This window comes from Burkholderia sp. YIM B11467, from assembly GCF_052952715.1.
Genome location: NZ_JBQVSQ010000005.1, coordinates 523,100 through 541,525, shown reverse-complemented (window position 1 = coordinate 541,525; position 18,426 = coordinate 523,100). Strand labels below are relative to the sequence as shown.

General features: G+C 63.5%; 18 protein-coding genes, 1 tRNA gene and 1 pseudogene. 13 read left to right on the top strand and 7 right to left on the bottom strand.

Annotated features, from left to right (window positions below; all coding sequences use genetic code 11):
- The first annotated feature begins 242 nt into the window (after positions 1 to 242).
- The 8 genes from thrS (at position 243) to ACTRWB_RS20820 (ending at position 8,130) form a co-directional block, all read left to right on the top strand.
- Positions 243 to 2,150 (top strand): threonine--tRNA ligase, encoded by a 1,908-nt coding sequence (gene thrS, locus ACTRWB_RS20855; protein ID WP_193098216.1) that lies wholly within the window; start codon positions 243 to 245, stop codon positions 2,148 to 2,150.
- A gap of 49 nt (positions 2,151 to 2,199) precedes the next feature.
- Entirely contained in the window at positions 2,200 to 2,724 is a 525-nt protein-coding gene (gene infC, locus ACTRWB_RS20850) for a translation initiation factor IF-3 (RefSeq protein ID WP_071734130.1), read from the top strand.
- Positions 2,725 to 2,914: 190 nt separating this feature from the next.
- Positions 2,915 to 3,112, top strand: a complete 198-nt coding sequence (rpmI, locus tag ACTRWB_RS20845) for a 50S ribosomal protein L35 (RefSeq protein WP_004191477.1) — start codon at positions 2,915 to 2,917, stop codon at positions 3,110 to 3,112.
- Between the two features lie 30 nt (positions 3,113 to 3,142).
- Complete coding sequence (rplT, locus tag ACTRWB_RS20840) at positions 3,143 to 3,502, top strand: 50S ribosomal protein L20 (protein WP_004192938.1); 360 nt, start codon at positions 3,143 to 3,145, stop codon at positions 3,500 to 3,502.
- Between the two features lie 149 nt (positions 3,503 to 3,651).
- Positions 3,652 to 4,665: a phenylalanine--tRNA ligase subunit alpha gene (gene pheS / locus ACTRWB_RS20835; protein WP_446903108.1), complete on the top strand. Its 1,014-nt coding sequence runs from the start codon at positions 3,652 to 3,654 to the stop codon at positions 4,663 to 4,665.
- 96 nt (positions 4,666 to 4,761) lie between these two features.
- Complete coding sequence (pheT, locus tag ACTRWB_RS20830) at positions 4,762 to 7,191, top strand: phenylalanine--tRNA ligase subunit beta (protein ID WP_446903107.1); 2,430 nt, start codon at positions 4,762 to 4,764, stop codon at positions 7,189 to 7,191.
- 73 nt (positions 7,192 to 7,264) lie between these two features.
- Complete coding sequence (locus ACTRWB_RS20825; RefSeq protein ID WP_046545481.1) at positions 7,265 to 7,651, top strand: integration host factor subunit alpha; 387 nt, start codon at positions 7,265 to 7,267, stop codon at positions 7,649 to 7,651.
- A 62-nt stretch (positions 7,652 to 7,713) separates the two neighbouring features.
- Complete coding sequence (locus tag ACTRWB_RS20820; RefSeq protein ID WP_193098219.1) at positions 7,714 to 8,130, top strand: MerR family transcriptional regulator; 417 nt, start codon at positions 7,714 to 7,716, stop codon at positions 8,128 to 8,130.
- Between the two features lie 88 nt (positions 8,131 to 8,218).
- Here ACTRWB_RS20820 and ACTRWB_RS20815 read toward each other — a convergent pair whose 3' ends face one another.
- Both ACTRWB_RS20815 and ACTRWB_RS20810 read right to left on the bottom strand, forming a co-directional pair.
- Positions 8,219 to 10,435: a hypothetical protein gene (locus tag ACTRWB_RS20815; RefSeq protein WP_446903106.1), complete on the bottom strand. Its 2,217-nt coding sequence runs from the start codon at positions 10,433 to 10,435 to the stop codon at positions 8,219 to 8,221.
- 349 nt (positions 10,436 to 10,784) lie between these two features.
- Complete coding sequence (locus ACTRWB_RS20810) at positions 10,785 to 11,663, bottom strand: tyrosine-protein phosphatase (protein WP_446903105.1); 879 nt, start codon at positions 11,661 to 11,663, stop codon at positions 10,785 to 10,787.
- A 333-nt stretch (positions 11,664 to 11,996) separates the two neighbouring features.
- On the opposite strand from ACTRWB_RS20810, the gene ACTRWB_RS20805 reads away from it, so the two are divergent.
- The 4 genes from ACTRWB_RS20805 to ACTRWB_RS20790 all read left to right on the top strand — a co-directional run bounded on the left by ACTRWB_RS20805 (position 11,997) and on the right by ACTRWB_RS20790 (position 15,117).
- Complete coding sequence (locus ACTRWB_RS20805) at positions 11,997 to 12,710, top strand: class I SAM-dependent methyltransferase (RefSeq protein ID WP_446903104.1); 714 nt, start codon at positions 11,997 to 11,999, stop codon at positions 12,708 to 12,710.
- Between the two features lie 160 nt (positions 12,711 to 12,870).
- A tRNA-Pro gene (locus ACTRWB_RS20800) sits at positions 12,871 to 12,947 on the top strand.
- Between the two features lie 140 nt (positions 12,948 to 13,087).
- Entirely contained in the window at positions 13,088 to 14,299 is a 1,212-nt protein-coding gene (gene bamC, locus ACTRWB_RS20795; protein ID WP_129514390.1) for an outer membrane protein assembly factor BamC, read from the top strand.
- A 527-nt stretch (positions 14,300 to 14,826) separates the two neighbouring features.
- Complete coding sequence (locus ACTRWB_RS20790; RefSeq protein WP_089467938.1) at positions 14,827 to 15,117, top strand: putative quinol monooxygenase; 291 nt, start codon at positions 14,827 to 14,829, stop codon at positions 15,115 to 15,117.
- 41 nt (positions 15,118 to 15,158) lie between these two features.
- Here ACTRWB_RS20790 and ACTRWB_RS20785 read toward each other — a convergent pair whose 3' ends face one another.
- From ACTRWB_RS20785 to ACTRWB_RS20775, 3 genes are all read right to left on the bottom strand, one after another.
- On the bottom strand, positions 15,159 to 15,416 hold the full coding sequence (locus tag ACTRWB_RS20785) for a hypothetical protein (RefSeq protein WP_034184019.1): 258 nt from the start codon (positions 15,414 to 15,416) through the stop codon (positions 15,159 to 15,161).
- 136 nt (positions 15,417 to 15,552) lie between these two features.
- Entirely contained in the window at positions 15,553 to 15,831 is a 279-nt protein-coding gene (locus tag ACTRWB_RS20780) for a hypothetical protein (RefSeq protein ID WP_011351789.1), read from the bottom strand.
- A 221-nt stretch (positions 15,832 to 16,052) separates the two neighbouring features.
- Positions 16,053 to 16,769: a YdcF family protein gene (locus tag ACTRWB_RS20775; protein ID WP_446903103.1), complete on the bottom strand. Its 717-nt coding sequence runs from the start codon at positions 16,767 to 16,769 to the stop codon at positions 16,053 to 16,055.
- A 157-nt stretch (positions 16,770 to 16,926) separates the two neighbouring features.
- Between ACTRWB_RS20775 and ACTRWB_RS20770 the strand changes: the two genes are divergently transcribed.
- Positions 16,927 to 17,244 (top strand): hypothetical protein, encoded by a 318-nt coding sequence (locus tag ACTRWB_RS20770; RefSeq protein WP_446903102.1) that lies wholly within the window; start codon positions 16,927 to 16,929, stop codon positions 17,242 to 17,244.
- 192 nt (positions 17,245 to 17,436) lie between these two features.
- Here the strand turns inward: ACTRWB_RS20770 and ACTRWB_RS20765 are convergent, their stop codons facing one another.
- The gene (locus ACTRWB_RS20765) at positions 17,437 to 17,688 is read right to left on the bottom strand and encodes a hypothetical protein (RefSeq protein ID WP_446903101.1); all 252 of its coding nucleotides are present in this window, start codon (positions 17,686 to 17,688) and stop codon (positions 17,437 to 17,439) included.
- A gap of 201 nt (positions 17,689 to 17,889) precedes the next feature.
- Positions 17,890 to 18,285: pseudogene (locus ACTRWB_RS20760) on the bottom strand (transposase); the annotation flags it as partial.
- Between the last annotated feature and the right edge of the window lie 141 nt (positions 18,286 to 18,426).

The following is an 18,426-nucleotide window of genomic DNA, read 5'->3' as shown; positions in this document are numbered from 1 at the left end:
TTCGATGCAGTAAATAACTCAACGCAAACAAGGCGAATACGGTTATGACACCGCGAACGTTGACCGAAACCTTTTCGGACCGACGCTAGTCGAGGAACGTTTTCGCCCTTTCAGTTTGAGTGAAGTATCGAATGCGGCCCCTCGAAAGCGGGGCCGCATTTTTTTTGTCGCGAAATTTTCGCGCGTGACTTTTATATCGCGTGTTTGGTCTGCCGCCCACTGTCGGCATCACGGAGATTGCTATGGTTTCGATACGCTTGCCTGACGGCTCAGTTCGACAATACGAGCATCCGGTGACAGTTGCCGAGGTTGCAGCCTCGATCGGTCCCGGCCTTGCGAAGGCTGCGCTTGGTGGCAAGCTCGATGGCGAGCTCGTCGATACGTCCGCGGTGATCGACCGCGACGCGTCGCTCGCTATCGTCACGGACAAGGACGCCGACGGCCTCGACATCATCCGTCACTCGGCCGCGCACTTGCTCGCGTACGCAGTGAAGGAACTGTATCCGGAAGCGCAAGTGACGATCGGTCCGGTGATCGACAATGGCTTCTATTACGACTTCGCGTATCAGCGTCCGTTTACGCCGGAAGATCTCGAGAAGATCGAAAAGCGCATGCTGGAGCTCGCCAAGAAGGACGAGCCCGTGACGCGCCGCGTCGTGTCGCGCGACGAGGCCGCGGGGTACTTCCGCAGCATCGGCGAGAAGTACAAGGCCGAGATCATCGAATCGATTCCGCAGAGCGACGACATCAAGCTGTATTCGCACGGCGGCTTCACCGACCTGTGCCGTGGCCCGCACGTGCCGTCGACCGGCAAGCTGAAGGTCTTCAAGCTGATGAAGGTCGCGGGCGCCTACTGGCGCGGCGATTCGAAGAACGAGCAGCTGCAGCGCATCTACGGCACGGCCTGGACGAAGAAGGAAGACCAGGATCAATACCTGCACATGCTCGAGGAAGCGGAAAAGCGCGACCACCGCAAGCTCGGCAAGCAGCTCGACCTGTTCCACATGCAGGAAGAGTCGCCGGGCATGGTGTTCTGGCATCCGAAGGGCTGGGCGCTGTGGCAGCAGGTCGAGCAGTACATGCGCCGTCGTGTGAACGAAGCCGGTTACCTCGAGATCAAGACGCCGATGATCATGGACCGCTCGCTGTGGGAAGCGTCGGGTCACTGGCAGAACTACCGCGAGAACATGTTCACGACGGAGTCGGAGAAGCGCGACTACGCGATCAAGCCGATGAACTGTCCGGGGCACGTCCAGGTGTTCAAGCACGGCCTGCGCTCGTACCGTGACCTGCCGCTGCGTTACGCGGAATTCGGTTCGTGCCACCGCAACGAGGCGTCGGGCGCGCTGCACGGCCTGATGCGCGTGCGCGGCTTCGTGCAGGACGATGCGCACATCTTCTGTACGGAAGACCAGATCATTGCCGAGTCGATCGCGTTCAACAAACTCGCGATGAGCGTGTACGGCGATTTCGGCTTCGACCACATCGACATCAAGCTGTCGCTGCGTCCGGAGCAGCGCATGGGTTCCGACGAAACGTGGGATCGTGCCGAGCAGGGGCTGCGTGAAGCGCTGACGGCGTGCGGCCTCAAGTGGGAAGAGCTGCCGGGCGAGGGTGCGTTCTACGGTCCGAAGATCGAGTATCACATCAAGGATGCGCTCGGCCGTTCGTGGCAGTGCGGCACGCTGCAGCTCGACATGATGCTGCCGGAGCGCCTCGGCGCCGAGTATGTCGCGGAAGACAACAGCCGCCGCCGGCCGGTGATGCTGCACCGTGCGATCGTCGGTTCGATGGAGCGATTCCTCGGCATTCTGATCGAGCACCACGCTGGTGCGATGCCGGTCTGGCTCGCGCCGATTCAGGCTGTTGTGCTCAATATCGCCGAAAATCAGGTCGAATATGCGCAGTCTCTGGCCCAAACGTTGCAAAAACAAGGGGTTAGAGTGACGGCCGATTTGCGCAACGAGAAGATTAGCTATAAAATACGCGAGCACACGCTGGAAAAGGTGCCTTATCTCCTCGTCGTGGGTGATAAGGAGCGTGATGCGCAAACGGTAGCCGTGCGTGCCCGTGGCGGCGTCGATCTTGGCGTGATGCCGGTCGATGCCTTCGTTGAGCGTCTGCAGGAAGACCTGCGCTCGTTCAAGTAACCGCCCTGGCAGCGCGGCTCGTTTTTTTAATTTTTAGAGGAAACGTAACATCGCTACTGATAAGTCGTCGCATCGCATCAACGGTGAAATCACTGCGCCGGAAGTGCGTCTGGTCGGGATCGAGAACGAACCGCTCGGTATCGTAAAACTCGCTGATGCTTTCCGTAAATCGGAAGAACTGGATGTTGACCTGGTGGAAATCGCGCCGCAAGCGGTTCCCCCGGTTTGCCGTCTGATGGATTACGGCAAGTTCAAGTACCAGGAATCGAAGAAGCAGCACGAAGCGAAGCTGAAGCAGAAGGTCATCCAGGTCAAGGAAGTCAAATTCCGCCCGGGTACCGATGACGGGGATTACAACGTCAAGCTCCGCAACCTCGTGCGCTTCCTCGAAGAAGGCGACAAGACGAAGATCACGTTGCGTTTCCGCGGTCGCGAAATGGCTCACCAGGAAATCGGTATGCGGATGCTTGAGCGTCTGCGCACGGATCTCGAGGAAGTCGGCCAGGTCGAGCAGATGCCGAAGATGGAAGGGCGCCAGATGATCATGGTGCTCTCGCCGAAGAAAAAGAAGTAACGGGCCCGCGCGCTTCGCGCGCAGGTTCGACAGTGGTTCGGTGCGTTGCCCGGTCAGGGCGGCGTGCCAACAATGACGGTGGCTGCGCAAGCAGTTCGCCGTACACAAGTGGACTGGGTTTCGAAGGGCGGGTCAAGGGCGCAAGCCAACCGCACACCCATCGCCATCTAATAAACTGGAGTTGTTCGTCATGCCTAAGATGAAGACCAAGAAGAGCGCTGCAAAGCGCTTCGTGGTGCGTCCGGGCGGTACCGTCAAGCGCGGTCAAGCCTTCAAGCGTCACATCCTGACCAAGAAAACCACGAAGAACAAGCGCCACCTGCGCGGCGCAACGGCAGTTCATGATTCCGATCTGAACTCCGTCCGCGCAATGCTGCCGTTCGCGTAACCCCTCAATCGATACTCTAAGGAGAGAAATATGCCTCGAGTCAAACGTGGGGTAACCGCACGGGCCCGCCACAAGAAGATCATCAACCTGGCCAAGGGTTATCGCGGCCGCCGCAATAACGTCTACCGCATCGCCAAGCAGGCGGTGATGCGCGCTGGCCAGTACGCGTACCGCGATCGCCGCAACAAGAAGCGTGTGTTCCGCGCACTGTGGATCACGCGTATCAACGCGGCAGTCCGCCAGCACGACATGACCTACAGCGTGTTCATCAACGGCCTGAAGAAGGCGTCGATCGAACTCGACCGTAAGGTTCTGGCCGATATGGCGGTGTTCGACAAGGCTGCTTTTGCTGCGATCGTCAAGCAGGTGAAAGCCGCCGTTGCAGCCTAATTGCGAAATTAGCACTGCGTGGTTAGTTGCAGCGATGCTCCGGTAGTCTCGGCCGCTGCAGCGAAAACGGGGCTCTTCCGAGCCCCTTTTTTGTTTGGTGGAGCAGTTTCGCTCGCCAAGACCGAATGACGTTGGAAATGATGGGATCTATGGATCTGGACCAGATTGTCGCCGACGCGCAGCAGTCCTTCGAACAGGCTGCCGACATCACCACGCTCGAAAACGAGAAAGCACGCTTTCTCGGCAAGTCGGGTGCGCTGACCGAGTTGCTGAAGGGCCTCGGCAAGCTCGATCCCGAAACACGCAAGACCGAAGGCGCACGCATCAACGTCGTGAAGCAGCAGGTTGAAGCCGCGCTGACCGCCCGTCGCCAGGCACTGGCCGACGCGCTGCTGAATCAGCGCCTCACTGCCGAAGCGATCGACGTGACGCTGCCGGGTCGTGGCGCCGGCGCAGGCAGCCTGCACCCCGTGATGCGCACGTGGGAGCGGGTCGAACAGATTTTCGGCTCGATCGGTTTCGATGTGGCCGACGGCCCCGAAATCGAGACCGACTGGTACAACTTCACGTCGCTGAACAGCCCGGAGAACCATCCGGCGCGTTCGATGCAGGACACCTTCTACGTCGAAGGCAAGGATGCCGACGACCGTCAGTTGCTGCTGCGCACGCACACGAGCCCGATGCAGGTGCGTTATGCGCGCATGAACCGTCCGCCGATCAAGGTGATCGCGCCGGGCCGCACGTATCGCGTCGACAGCGATGCGACCCACTCGCCGATGTTCAATCAGGTCGAGGGGCTGTGGATCGACGAGAACATCAGCTTCGCCGACCTCAAGGGCGTCTACACCGACTTCCTGAAAAAATTCTTCGAGCGCGACGACATCCTCGTGCGCTTCCGTCCGTCGTATTTCCCGTTCACGGAACCGTCGGCCGAGATCGACATGATGTTCGAGCAAGGCAAGAACGCTGGCAAATGGCTCGAGATCTCCGGCTCGGGGCAGGTGCATCCGACGGTGATTCGCAACATGGGCCTCGATCCCGAGCGCTACATCGGCTTTGCGTTCGGCAGTGGCCTCGAGCGCCTGACGATGCTGCGCTATGGCGTCCAGGATCTCCGGCTGTTCTTCGAGAACGACCTGCGTTTCCTGCGCCAGTTCGCATAACGCCGCTCGCCGCGCCGACCTGTGCCCGCGCACGCCCCGACGGACGATCCGACGGGGCCCGGGCGTCGATCTAACCTGTTTCGAACGTAGACATCCATGCAATTCCCTGAATCCTGGTTGAGAACCTTTGTCGACCCGCAGCTGACGACCGACGAACTGTCGCACGCGCTGACGATGGCGGGGCTCGAAGTCGAATCGCTGAGCAAGGCCGCGCCGCCGACGTCGAAGATCGTCGTCGGCCGCGTGCTCGAAGTCGCCAAGCATCCGGATGCGGACAAGCTCAATGTCTGCCAGGTCGACGCCGGCACCGGCGCGACGCTGAATATCGTCTGCGGCGCGCCGAACGTGGCGCCCGGCATCAAGGTGCCGGTCGCGCTGGTCGGCGCGGAACTGCCGCCGGCAGAAGAGGGCGGCAAGCCGTTCGCGATCAAGCTGTCGAAGTTGCGCGGGGTGGAGAGCCAGGGGATGCTGTGCTCGGCGCGCGAACTGAAGCTGTCCGAGGATCACAGTGGCCTGCTGATCCTGCCGGAAGACACGCCGGTCGGTCAGGATATTCGCGAGACGCTCAATCTCGACGACACGATCTTCGAAATCAAGCTGACGCCGAACAAGGCCGACTGCCTGTCCGTGTTCGGTATCGCGCGCGAGACGGCCGCGATCACCGGCGCGCCGCTGACGCCGGTCGACATCCGCCCGGTGCGCGTCGAGCTCGACGAGACGCTGCCGGTGCGCATTGCCGCCCCCGATCTGTGCGGCCGTTTCTCGGGTCGCGTGATCCGCGGCGTGAACGCGCATGCGAAGACGCCGCAGTGGATGGTCGAGCGCCTCGAGCGTTCGGGCCAGCGCAGCGTGTCGGCCCTCGTCGACATTTCGAACTACGTGATGTTCGAGCTCGGCCGCCCGTCGCACGTGTTCGATCTCGACAAGATTCACGGCGGTATTGAAGTGCGTTGGGGCAAGCGCGGCGAATCGCTGAAGCTGCTCAACGGCAACACGGTCGAACTCGACGAAACGGTCGGCGTGATTGCGGACGACCGCCACGTGGAAAGCCTGGCCGGCATCATGGGCGGCGACAGCACGGCCGTCACGCTCGACACGACCAACATCTACCTGGAAGCCGCGTTCTGGTGGCCGGACAGCATCCGCGGCCGCGCGCGCAAGTACAACTTCTCGACCGATGCGGCGCATCGTTTCGAGCGCGGTGTCGATTACGCGACGACCGTCGAGCACGTCGAGCGCATCACGCAACTGATTCTCGAGATCTGCGGCGGCAAGGCCGGCCCGGTCGACGATCAGTCCGTGAACCTGCCGCAGCGCGCGCCGGTGAAGATGCGCGTGTCGCGCGCGAACCGCATCATCGGCGTGAAGATCGGCGCCGACGAGATCGCCAGCATCTTCACGCGCCTCGGCCTGCCGTTCGAGCGTGACGACGACGCGTTCCTCGTCACGCCGCCGTCGCACCGCTTCGACATCGAGATCGAGGAAGACCTGATCGAGGAAGTGGCGCGCATTTACGGCTTCGAGAAGATCCCGGCGCGTCCGCCGGTCGCGACGAGCGAAATGCGCGCGACCAACGAGGCGCGGCGCTCGATCCACGACATCCGTCACGCGCTTGCCGCGCGCGATTATGCGGAAACCGTCAACTTCAGCTTCGTCGATGCGGAGTGGGAGAGCGATTTCGCGGGTAACGACAACCCGATCCGGCTGCTGAACCCGATCGCGAGCCAGCTTTCGGTGATGCGCACGACGCTGTTCGGCAGCCTGATCGCCGTGCTGCGCCACAACCTGAACCGCCGTGCCGACCGCGTGCGCGTGTTCGAGTCGGGCCGCGTGTTCCTCGCCGATCCGTCGGTGAAGGCCGGCGAGCTGGCGGTGGAAGGCCATGCGCAGCCGAAGCGCGTCGGCGCGCTTGCCTATGGCCCGGCGCTCGACGAGCAGTGGGGCGCGGCGACCCGCGCGGTCGATTTCTTCGACGTGAAGGGCGATCTCGAGGCGCTGCTCGCGCCCGCGGCCGCACGCTTCGTGAAGGCCGAGCATCCGGCCCTCCATCCGGGCCGCAGCGCGCGCATCGAAGTCGATGGCCGTTCGGTCGGCTGGATCGGCGAACTGCACCCGCGCCTGATGCAGAAGTACGAGCTGCCGCACGCGCCGGTGATGTTCGAGATCGACGCGGACGCGCTGATTGCGCGTGCGCTGCCCGCGCCGACCGACGTGTCGAAATTCCCGCCGGTCCGTCGTGATATCGCCGTTGTCGTCGATCAGGCGGTCGAGGTTCAGGCACTTTTCGACGAAATGAAGAAGGCGCTTGCCGAAGAGGCCTGCCGATTCGTTCAGAAGGTTGTACTCTTCGACGAATTTCGTGCAAAATCAAATACTTCCGGTGGTCTCGCCGCGCACGAGAAGAGCCTTGCCTTCCGCGTGACGCTGCAGGACGCGGCTGGCACGCTACAGGACGAGGTCGTCGATCAGGCGATCCAGACGCTGGTCGAGCGGATGGCTCGCGCCGGTGCGCGTCTGCGCGGCTAAGGAGACGGTCCGCCCGTTCGCGGGCGGCTTTTTCCCCATCGTAAGTTTTGATTTAACGCGCTGTATGGCAGATATGAACGACATGACCTCGAGTGAATTCGAAGCCCTCCTGACGGCGCAACGCAGCGCCATGAACCGCGACGCTTCGGCGCCGGCGTCCACCGAGACGCCCACGCTGACGAAGGCGGAACTGGCGGAGCTGCTGTTCGACAGCGTCGGGCTGAACAAGCGTGAAGCGAAGGACATGGTCGAGGCGTTTTTCGAAGTCATCCGCGACGCGCTCGAAAACGGCGAAAGCGTCAAGCTGTCGGGGTTCGGCAATTTCCAGCTGCGCGACAAGCCGCAGCGCCCGGGCCGCAATCCGAAGACGGGCGAGGCTATTCCGATCGCGGCACGCCGGGTGGTAACCTTCCACGCGAGCCAGAAGCTGAAGGCGCTGGTCGAAAACGGCACGGAGTAACACTCCGCGCGCTGACGTCTCCGCGCGGCCGCCGCGCACCCTTTACCGACGGTTAACCGACGATGACCACTACGGTTGAGAAAGTCGTCTTGCCTCCGATTCCCGCGAAGCGCTACTTCACGATCGGTGAAGTCAGCGAACTGTGCGGGGTCAAGCCGCATGTACTGCGATATTGGGAACAGGAATTCACTCAGCTGCGGCCGGTGAAACGGCGCGGCAATCGTCGCTATTACCAGCATCACGAGGTGCTGCTGATCCGGCGGATCCGCGAGTTGCTGTACGAGCAGGGGTTCACGATCAACGGCGCGCGCAACCGGCTCGATTCGCCGGGCGGCGAGCGTGCCGCGGCGGCAGCGCCCGTCGAGCAGGACGTTCAGGTCGCCGACGCGCGCGTGCCGGGCAAGCCGGGCGCCACCGTCGATGTCGTTGCGTTGCGGCAGGCATTGCTCGACGTGATCGACGGACTGAAGCACGACTGAGCGCGAAGAACGAAGCCCGAAGCATCAAATGAAAAGCCCGGTTGGCGAAGCGCCACCGGGCTTTTTTCATGCGTGTCGCGCATGCGCATCAGCGCGATGCGAGCGGATTCTTCTGTCCCATGTCGACGACCAGCGTGCCGTCCGGCAGCATTCGCACCGAGCCCTGCGCGACCTGGCTGCGGTAACCGTACAGGTCGAAACGCATCGGGCCGGCCTCGGCCGAATTCCGGATCAGCGCGCGCACGTTCAGTTCGAGCACGTTGAACATCTTCATGTCGCCGCCTTCCATCCACATGTAGCTCGGCGCATCGATCTGCGGCCGCTTCGGCGCGGGCGCGCCCGCCGCGCGCCGAAACGTGAGGCGCAGCCCGTCGCGCTCGACCGTTGCTTGCCCGAGCTTGCCGTTCAGCACGGGCGGCGGGAACACCGTGTACTGGTCGAGCACGAGCGTGTCGCCGCGCAGTTCCGCGCCACGCCGCTGCAGCGGCGTCAGCGAAGCGAGCTCGATGCCGAGCGAGCGCAGCAGCTTTGCCTGCGGAATGCCGAGCACCGACACCTGGGCCGGCTTGAACGCGAGGTGCCGGTCGTCGAGCACGGTCAGCGAGCCCTTCATGTCGGTCGGCAGCCAGACGCCCGGCACGTGATTCCACAGCTTGATGCCGCCCTGGACACGCAGGTTCTGGCCGTCCGCGCTCAGTTGCAGGTCGTTCAGCGAACGCGGCGAGTAGTCGAGCAGGTAGTTGTTGAAGAGCGCGGACATCGCCTTCCACGACTCGACGACCGTGCCGCCGAGAATGCGGATGTCGTACTGGTTCGGATCGTCGAGATCGACGGGTTCGCCGGGCCGCTTCGACACGAGTTCCACGTCGAGATCCTCGACATGGAAGCCGATGTCGCCGGACAGGTTGAAGTCGACGTTGCGCAGATGGATCGTCGGGTTGCGGTTCGACACGTGGCGCTCGTTGAACGGCGTGGTCGACGAGCGCCGCATCGCGACCTTCTGCATCCCGGGTCGCACGGTGTCCGCCGCGAGCGCGTAGGCTTCCCAGTGCTGGCGCACGTCGCGCAGCGCATTCTGCTGTGTGGCGAGGAAGCTGTCGTTCAGGCGCGCGGCTGCGTTGCCGAGCAGCGCGCCGCTGGCCGGGCCCGTGTACGAAGGCATCCGGATTGCCATCGCACCGTTTTCGTCGAAATTGAAGTAGCCGGCCGAGACCTGGTCGCGATAGTGATACAGATCGAACACGAAAGTCTGGTCGCGTTTCGCCGGATCGACCGGACCGATCAGGATGTCCGCGTTCATCGGCATCGAGCGCATGAACTTCACGTCGCCGCCGCGAATGACCATTGCCTGCTGCGGTGCGTTCGCGGGCATCGCGAAGCCGGCATGCGTGCCGTCGTCGAGCGTCAGGTCGAGGCCGGCCGGTGTCACGCGCAACGCGGTGATCGTGAGCTTCAGGCGCGGCGGCGGCATCAGCTTGTCGACCGACATCACGAGATCGTCGCCGGCGAGCCGCGCGATCGGCGTCTGGACTTTCAGCAGGTCGGCCATCTTCACGTTGGCCGCGCGCATCACGGGCTGTGCGTTGATGCCCGATACGCGCACGCCGGTCGGGTGGAACACGAGCTGGCTGCCGTCGCGGATCGCGAGCGTGCCGGTCAGCGAGAACGGCACCCAGCCATCGCGCTGCATTTCGCCTTGCAGATGGATCACGCCGTCGCCGGCCGATACCGCGAGGTTGCGCAGCGGCGCGTTGCGGTAGCCGAAGATATAAGTATTGAAGAGGGCGGTCAGCTTCGCATTGTCGAGCGTGACCGTGCCCTGGTGCACGTCGATCTCGAAGCTCGTCGGATCGTCGAACACGATCGGCGCACCGGCCTGTGTCGGCACGAGCGTGGCCGACAACTGGTGGATGAAGAAACCGAGGTTGTTGACGATGCGGAAATCGACGTCACGCAGGAACGTCATTGCGCCGTTCTGGCCCGAGTCACGCAGCGAAAACGGGCGCGGTTGCGTGAGGCTGATCGACGCGAGCGACGGTACGGCGCGCGCGACCTGCTGCTCGCGGGCGAGGCGTTCGGCTTTGGTGCGTTCGATCTTCGTCGACGCGACCGGCGGGTTGCCGTCGCGTTGCGCGGACGATTCTGCACAGCCGGCGCAGAGCAGCGCGAGCGCAAGCGCAAGCGCGCCACAGCCGAATACGCGGGTTGTCTTGTACCCGACCGGGGCGGCCGCGCGTCGCGGGCCGGAAATCCAGTCGAAAATTGCCAAAGGCGAGCGATGGCCGCGCCGGACCGCATTCCGCATCGTCTGTCTCCATGTCTTGTCGTGATCGACGGCGGTGCGCGCCAACGCGCGGCGCGAGCGTCGATGCGGTGCAGTGTGTCATAGCGCGCTAGAGCGGCGTTACCAAACAACGGGCGCGCGGGCGCGGCGAGCCGGCGCGCTGCGGGACAATGGATTCGGGCTGGCCGGGTGACCGGATCAAACGGTCGTTTGGTTGGTGCGGACCGTCGGCAGGCGCGTTTCGAGACGACCGGACAAACCCGCCGTCAGCCTTGGCCGGAGCGGGTTTCACCGGATTCGCGACGCGCTTGGCCGGTGCGGTCGAACGCCGCGTGCGATCCGGCCCCGTCGCGGTCGCCCGTGGGCCAGGTCAGATCAGCATGCGCTGCCGGATGGCGCTCAGCGTTGCCTGGTCGAGTTGCAGGCCGTTGTCGATGTACGACGTCATCGAGCCGTACGACGCCGTGACCTGGTCGAACGCCGCCTGCAGATAATCGGTGTGAGCGCCTTGCAGCGCGGTCATCAGGTCTGCCGCATTTTGCCCGCCGGCTTTTTGAGCCTGGGCAACCGACGCGGCGATGGTGGAGGCGCTGTAGACGTTGGTCAGCAGGTAGTCGGCGAGAATCGTTTGCTGGGGGATGCCGAGGATCGTGTGCAGGATGGCGGTCGCCCAGCCGGTGCGATCCTTCCCGGCCGTGCAGTGGAAGATCAGGTTTTCGCCGGCGCCGGCGAACCCGGTGAATAGCGCGTGATAGCTCGCATGCGCGGTGTCCGACGTCACGAACGCCCGGTACATGCTCTGCATGAAGGCCGTCGCGGTTGCGCCGGTGGTCGGAAGCGGGTCGATGCTGGCGGCACCCAGCACGTTGAGGTTTTGCCACGTCGCGCCGGCCAGCGGCACATCAGGCTGCGTCTTGATCTCGGCGGGCGTGCGCAGGTCGCAGACCTGCTTGATGCCCAGCGTGCCGACGGTGCCGACGTCGGCGGCGGACAACGCGAGCGCGGACGACCGATAGATCAGGCCTTTCTTCATCGTCGCGCCGCTGGCCGTCACATAGCCGGTTCCGTTCGGTCCGGCCGTGTCGCGAAAGTTCGACGCCGAACTCAGTCGTGGCGTCGTGACGGGCGCGACCGAAATCGAGTCGCCGCCGCATGCGGACAGAAGCGACGTGCTCCCCAGTGCCACGCCGATCGTGCCGGCACCCAGCCGGAGAAAATCTCGACGGGAGATTTCGTTTTTCTGATGCATTCAATGCCCTTTGTCGAAGACGATTACAAGAAGTCGCGACCGCGGTGGTGACCGAAGCCGCTCCCTGTATCGCGCGCGACGCGGCAAAGCCGGGGCGGGCCGGATCGATCGGCATGCAGTCGGACGGTTGGCCGTGCGCATCGATGTCGCGCCGGGTAACCGCACGGTAGCGATGTGCGGCGAAGCGGCCATCGTCCTTTTCGATTAGGGAAGAATGCGGGTTGCCGTCGCGGGCCGCGTATCGTTGACGGTTACGATCGGCGGCGGCGGCGAGTAAGATCGGCATCAGTGGCTGGATCGAACAAAGCACGGTAGCCATCACGGGGAAGCGCCATGGATCTGAAGGAAGTCGACGTATTGGGTGCGGGGGTGGGCGATCACTGGTACTACGCGTCGAAGGCGAGCGCGATCCGCCGGTTCCTCGGCGCGTCGGGCGCGAACCGGATACTCGACGTCGGTGCCGGCTCCGGTTTTTTCTCGAAGCATTTGCTCGAACGCACGCAGGCGACGGAAGCGTGGTGCGTCGATACGAGCTACGCCGACGATACCGATGGCGAGGCGGCCGGCAAGCCCATCCATTTCCGGCGGTCCGTCGACCGATTCGATGCCGATCTCGTTTTGCTGATGGACGTGCTCGAGCATGTCGACGACGACGTCGGGCTGCTGTCGCAGTATGTGGCAGGGGCGCCTCCGGGCAGCCGGTTCCTGATCACGGTTCCGGCGTTCCAGTTCCTCTGGAGCGGGCACGACGATTTTCTCGAGCACAAGCGCCGCTATACGCTCGGCGGTCTCGAGGATGTGGTTCGTCGTGCGGGGCTCGACGTCGAGCGTGGCGCCTACTACTTCGGTCTCACGTTCCCGCTTGCGGCGGCATTGCGGCTGGGCGAGCGGGCGCGCCCGCATCCGCGCGAGCCGGCGTCGCAATTGCGCCGCCACCATCCGCTCGTCAACGGCTTGCTCAAGATGATCTGTCGTATCGAGTTGCCGATGTTCCGCTTCAACCGCGTTGCCGGCCTGACGGTCATCTGCATCGCGCGCAATCGGTGAGTGTGGGGCGCGAGCCGTGCAGTCGGGGCGCAGGTCGTGCTGGCAGGGGCGTCCGCGCCCGTATCGGTGCCGTCACGCCAAAAAATTTCACAAGAACATTCACAAAATGCATGCGACCCGATTCTAAATAGGAAAAGTGTCTGTTATACTTTTCTTCTTTCGGGGCGTAGCGCAGCCTGGTAGCGTACCTGCATGGGGTGCAGGTGGTCGGAGGTTCAAATCCTCTCGCCCCGACCAGACAAGAACCCGCGTCGGCTTAGGCTGACGCGGGTTTTTTCTTGCCGGTCGCTTTTTTGCACATCGCGGCGCGGCCCCGGTAAAATCCAAGGTTGATCCACGGAAAGCGCCGTGATTTAGCGGAAGAGGATTCCCCGAACATGACTGATCTTCGTCTTACCATGCGGTTCGCTGCAGTGCTCGCCACCGGCGCGCTCGTTGCCGGTTGCGGTACGTCGTCGCCCACGAAAGTGGACTACAAGAGCGATTCGAAATCGAAAGAAGCGTCGCTCGCAGTGCCGCCCAACATGCTCGACGAGACGGCCGATCAGCGTTCGCTGCCGCCCCAGGGCGGCGCGACTTCCCTGTCTGCGCTACAGCAGGTCCAGAAGGCGGCGCCCGCCCTGGACACCGTCGCTCCGGCCGTGACCGGCATGCACATCCAGCGCGACGGCACCGAGAGCTGGCTCGTGATCGACGGCAAGCAGCCGGCCGACATCTGGCCGCAGGTCCGCCGTTTCTGGCAGGAGCAGGGCTTCCTGCTCGTCGTCGACCAGCGCGACAAGGGCGTGATGGAAACCGACTGGAACGAAACCCATCCGCAGATCAACGACGGCCTGATCCGCAGCGTGATCTCGAAGGCGATGGGCAACTCGTACGTGACGGCCGAGCGCAACAAGTACCGCACGCGTCTCGATTCGGCGCCGAACGGCGGCACCTACGTGTTCATCAGCCAGAAGGGAATGCGCGAGGCGATCACGGGCTCGAACAACGATTCGAGCAAGTGGGAACCGAAGCCGAACGATCCGGCGCTGGAGACCGAATACCTGAAGCGGCTGATGGCGGTGCTCGCGCAGAACGAGCAGCGCGCGAAAAACGGCGAACCGCCGATCGCGAACATCAAGGACAACGTGGTGCCGAAGGAAAAGAAGGCCGACGACGACGCATCGTCGAAGGCTGCCGCCGCGATTGCCGCGCAGAACGTGTCGCGCACGTCGGCGCAAGGCAGCGATGCCGCCGATGCGGCCGCGGTGCCGTCCGAAGTCACGCTGGGCGAACCGTACGACCGGTCGTGGCTGCACGTCGGTCTCGCGCTCGATCGCGCGAACTTCACGGTCGACGATCGCGATCGCTCGAAGGGCCTGTATTTCGTGCGCTACGTCGATCCGAAGGATCTGACCTCGGCCGAACAGGGCTTCTGGAGCCAGCTGTTCCACGGCAAGAAGGAAAAGCAGGCGAAGCAGTACCGCGTCAACGTGAAGGCGCTCACGGCCGACCAGACGCGCGTCGCGGTAATCGACGATTCGGGCGCGCTCGACACGTCGTCAGCGGCTCGCCAGATCATGGGGCTGCTCGTGAATCAGCTCCGCTGATCTCGACGCTTCTCCGCACCCGCGAAAAGCCCGCCATCTGGCGGGCTTTTTTCATGGCCGCTCGCCGGCGCGCACATGTGCGAGAGGTTCGGTCCCTCCTCGTGACGTTACGTAACATCCGCGCGTTACGGCGGCAGCGCACGCGTCATATTGGCGTGGGTGAGGAAATTGTCCTTATAAATCAACGGCGTGATTGGCGTGCAAGGCCTGGCACGCAACCTGCTTTATATGTTGGAATCGTTAGAGCAGGGAGGACAGCGTCAGGTACCGGGTGTGCGCCGCGAGCGCCAGATCAACGGTATCGACGTCTTCAAATGCCGGTGCGACAAGCGCCGGCGCAACTGATGACGATCCGCGCCAGCGTGCGGATCTCGATGGCCCCGTCGCCTATCCTCGTAGGGCGACGGTTTCGCCCGCGCTTCTCTGAAGCGCGGGCTATTTTTTTGGGGCCGTCGTACAGCCGCGCATCGGCGCGGCCGCTGCGTGATTCGCGTATTCTCGGACTTTTCTCAAAGAAGGAGTCGGGAATGGCGGAAATTGCAGTCGTGGCGCTGATCGTGGCGAAGCCGGGCGCCGAGGAAAAACTGCGCACCGCGCTGGAAGGGATCGTCGAGCCGACCCGCAACGAAGCGGGGGCATTGCAGTACGACCTGCATCGGGACCTGAAGGAGCCCGCGCGGTTCGTATTCGTCGAGCGCTGGGAGAGCGAGGAGGCGCTGGCCGCCCATGCGCGTTCCGCGCACATTCTCGCGTATCGCGAAGCGGCCGCGGACTGGATCGAACGTTCCGAAATCCGCGTGCTGTCGAAGCTCGTCTGAGCAGGGTGGGGCGACCGGACGTATCCGGTCGCCGCGGCGCGTCAGTGCGACGTGCCGGGTACGTCGAGGATCAGGATGATCGTCCAGTCGGCGTCGCCGTCGTGGTGATACTGGCGCTCGGCAACGATGAACGGTTGCTGCTTGCCTTGCGGGCCGAGGAAAAGCACGTCGCCCTCCATCGGCAGGCACTCGATCGGCGGCAGCGCGAGAAACGCGTCGGCCGAGCCGCGGGGCATCAGTTGCTTGATCTGGCGAGTGGCGGCTTCGGTCCACTCGATGTCGAGTTGAATGTTGCTCATGCTGTCCTCCGCACCGGGGTGCGCACGGGTGGAAAATTTCGGTGCGCGACTTTAGCACAGCGCACGGGCACCGCAACCAAAAAAGCCGAACCCGGTTGCCCGGATTCGGCTTTTTACTTGTGCGGTGCCGCCGAACTTACTGGCTGGCAGCGTCTGCGGCCTTGGCGGCCTTCTTGCCGGCCTTCTTCGCCGCTGCCTTGTGGTGAGCAGCCTTCTTGCCGTGGTGATGCTCTTCTTGCATCGCCGGCTGAGCGGCCTCGGCCGCTTGCTGCTGTTGCAGGGCTTGCGCGCGCTGCTCGATCTCGGAGATCTTGGCCGGATCGGTAATGGTCTTGATTTCCGTGCTCTCTTGCGCATACGCTGCGCCAGTCAGCGCCGACATCGCTACCAGGATAGCCAGGGACGTCTTCTTCATTGCTTTACCTCCGCTAAGTGGTGATGAACCCGAGTGTTGCCGTTTTGTCTGGCGACTGCAATCGAGTGCGTGTCGAGTGTAACAAAAGTGACGGATCAATGTGCATCGGATCGAGGCGCAACGCAAGGCCCCGTTGAAGTCGCGCAACAGTTTGTGAATTTCGTCACGCGCTTGCCATCCTGATTGGCGCCGCCATTTCCGCTGCCGTTTCCGTGCAGTCGTCAGAACCATCCGAGCCATCGATAGACGTGGAATTGCGCGATGCCGACCAGTTCGTGCAGCGCTTGCTCGGCGTTGGCCAAATTGCGCCAGCGCGGCAGCCAGCCCGTCTGCGCGCGCCGGAGATTCGCATAAACAGGCTGCGGATCGAGGCCGAAACGGCGGAAATCGAGCAAGGCGCGGCGCATCTGGTACGACGACGTGACGAGAATGCGTGCGTCGTCATACTGTGGGCGTAGTATAGACGCAGTGAATTTCGCATTTTCGTAGGTCGTGCGGCTGTTCGGTTCGAGAACGAGGTCGGCGGGGGCGACGCCTTCCGCCACGAGTTGGCGGCCGTATACGGCCGCCTCGGTTTCGCCGTGGTGCTGCGGGTCGCCGCCCGACATCACCACGGTGCAGCGCTCGGCCTGCTGCCGGCACATGCGATAGAGCGCCGCAACCTTGTGGATGCGCGCGACTCCGTCGGGTGGCGGCCGCAGCCCGGTGTCGGTATGACGCGTTCCGGCGCCGATGAGAATCAGCGTGGTTCGCCCGCGCATGTCAGGGTGTTCGACCGGCGTGACGCCCGCCTCGGTCCAGGCGATCAGCGGTGCCGCGAGCCAGCCTGTCGCGAGCAGCCAGAACAGCGCAACGGCGGCGATCGCGATGGTTCGCCGCCGCTTGCGGCAGAGCATGAAACAGATGAAGAGAAGTACAAATGAATCGAACAGAATCAATTTGATTGGGGTATGGTGTCTTTTTATGGACGGCTGATGATCCGGCCCTGATGCGACGCCGAACGTCGGCCCCCAGAACCGGTGGCGGTATCGGCGGGCGGAGACCCCGCCCGGCGCGCCGCTTCGCATTGTCGCTGCACTTTAAGAAAGAATCGAGATGGCCACGTATTCCAACGAAGCGGTGCTCGACGCATTGAGACGAGTGCAGTACCGCCAGGTTCCGTGGGCACGCCGCCCGGGCGTGTTCGAATATCTCCGGTCGCTCGGGCTGATGGACACGGTCAGGCAGAAGACCGTTGCCCCTGCGCCGGGTTTCCACGCACCGGTCGACATCGCGGTGCTGACCGATAACGGTCGAGCCGAATTTTCGCGCCTCGAACGTGACGAGAAATTACTTTCCTGGACCGATCGCCGTATGGACGACTACGCATTGAGCGAAGCGAGCGCCGTGGCGATTCTCGAAAGCCGCCTGTAGCGGCGCACATCCCGCTCGGGCGTCGCCGCACAGCCGGCGACGTCAAAAAAAAGCCCGTATCGCGAGGATACGGGCGTACCGGATACTTTTGCTGCTGCCACGCTGTGCTCATGGCAACGATGTGACTCGTCGCATGCGGCGCAGTTCCCGAAAGCGGGCATTTTCTTTGATGAAATCCTGAAGTTCGCAGTTCTACGGATGACGCGGCATGTCGGCCGGCTGCGAGCTGATGCGCGCACGCGCGTTGCTGGCAATGTCGCCGCGCAGGTCGCCGCGCGGCACGGTCTGCCGGCCCGACTGCGCAGCGGACGGCGGCTGGCGGACGGTATTCCGGTGATCCTGCTGGTGATGGGGCGGTTTCACGCGATCATCGGCGTGAACTGGAGCGGTCAGCGCCAGCGAAATGACAATGCCGCATGCGACGAGCAGTGACATTGTTTTCATGGCGGGGCTCCCTTCAAGCCGTCGACGCGGCCTGTTGATATATCGCTAAGGTAAGCGTGGGAGTGCAGGCTTGCTGTAAATAATGGTAAATAGATGTATCGCGGCACGACAACGGTAATCGATGGCAATGCAGGCGTCGCGAAAAGATCGCGTCGCGGAAAGAAACCGGGCGGCCGAAGCCGCCCGATCGAGCATTCGTTACGCCATCTTGACGGGCGCGCGCCAGGATTCCGGATTGGTCCAGAAGGCGCCGCGCAGCCGGTCGCGGCTCGGCGGTGCGGGCGGCTTCGCGGCGCTTGCGCCGATGCGCCCGCGCAGCGAAATCTGCCGGCCGCTCGTGCCGAGTCGCTTCACGATTTCGGCGAGCGTGCCGTCCGCCTGCCATTCGTCGAAGCGACGGCGGCAGGTCGGCGGCGACGGATAGCGTCCCGGCAGCTTGGACCAGCCTTCGCCCGTCGACAGCACCCACAGCACGGCATTTACCACCGAGCGGGCTTCCACGCGGGGACGGCCGCGTCGCTCACTCCGTGCGGGTTCCGAGCAAAACAGACCTTCGACCAGCGCCCACTCGTTATCTCTCAAATCGTCGAACAGCATCATGTCCTCACCTCAGCGAAGCTAACTCCGGTGCGCTGCCCTGCGCCGCGCACTCTTCAAGCACTCGATCGTCGAGTGCCGGGTGGGGGCGTCCGGTTGGCCGGCAGCGGCGTTTCTGCTCTTCCGTCCGACGAAACCTGC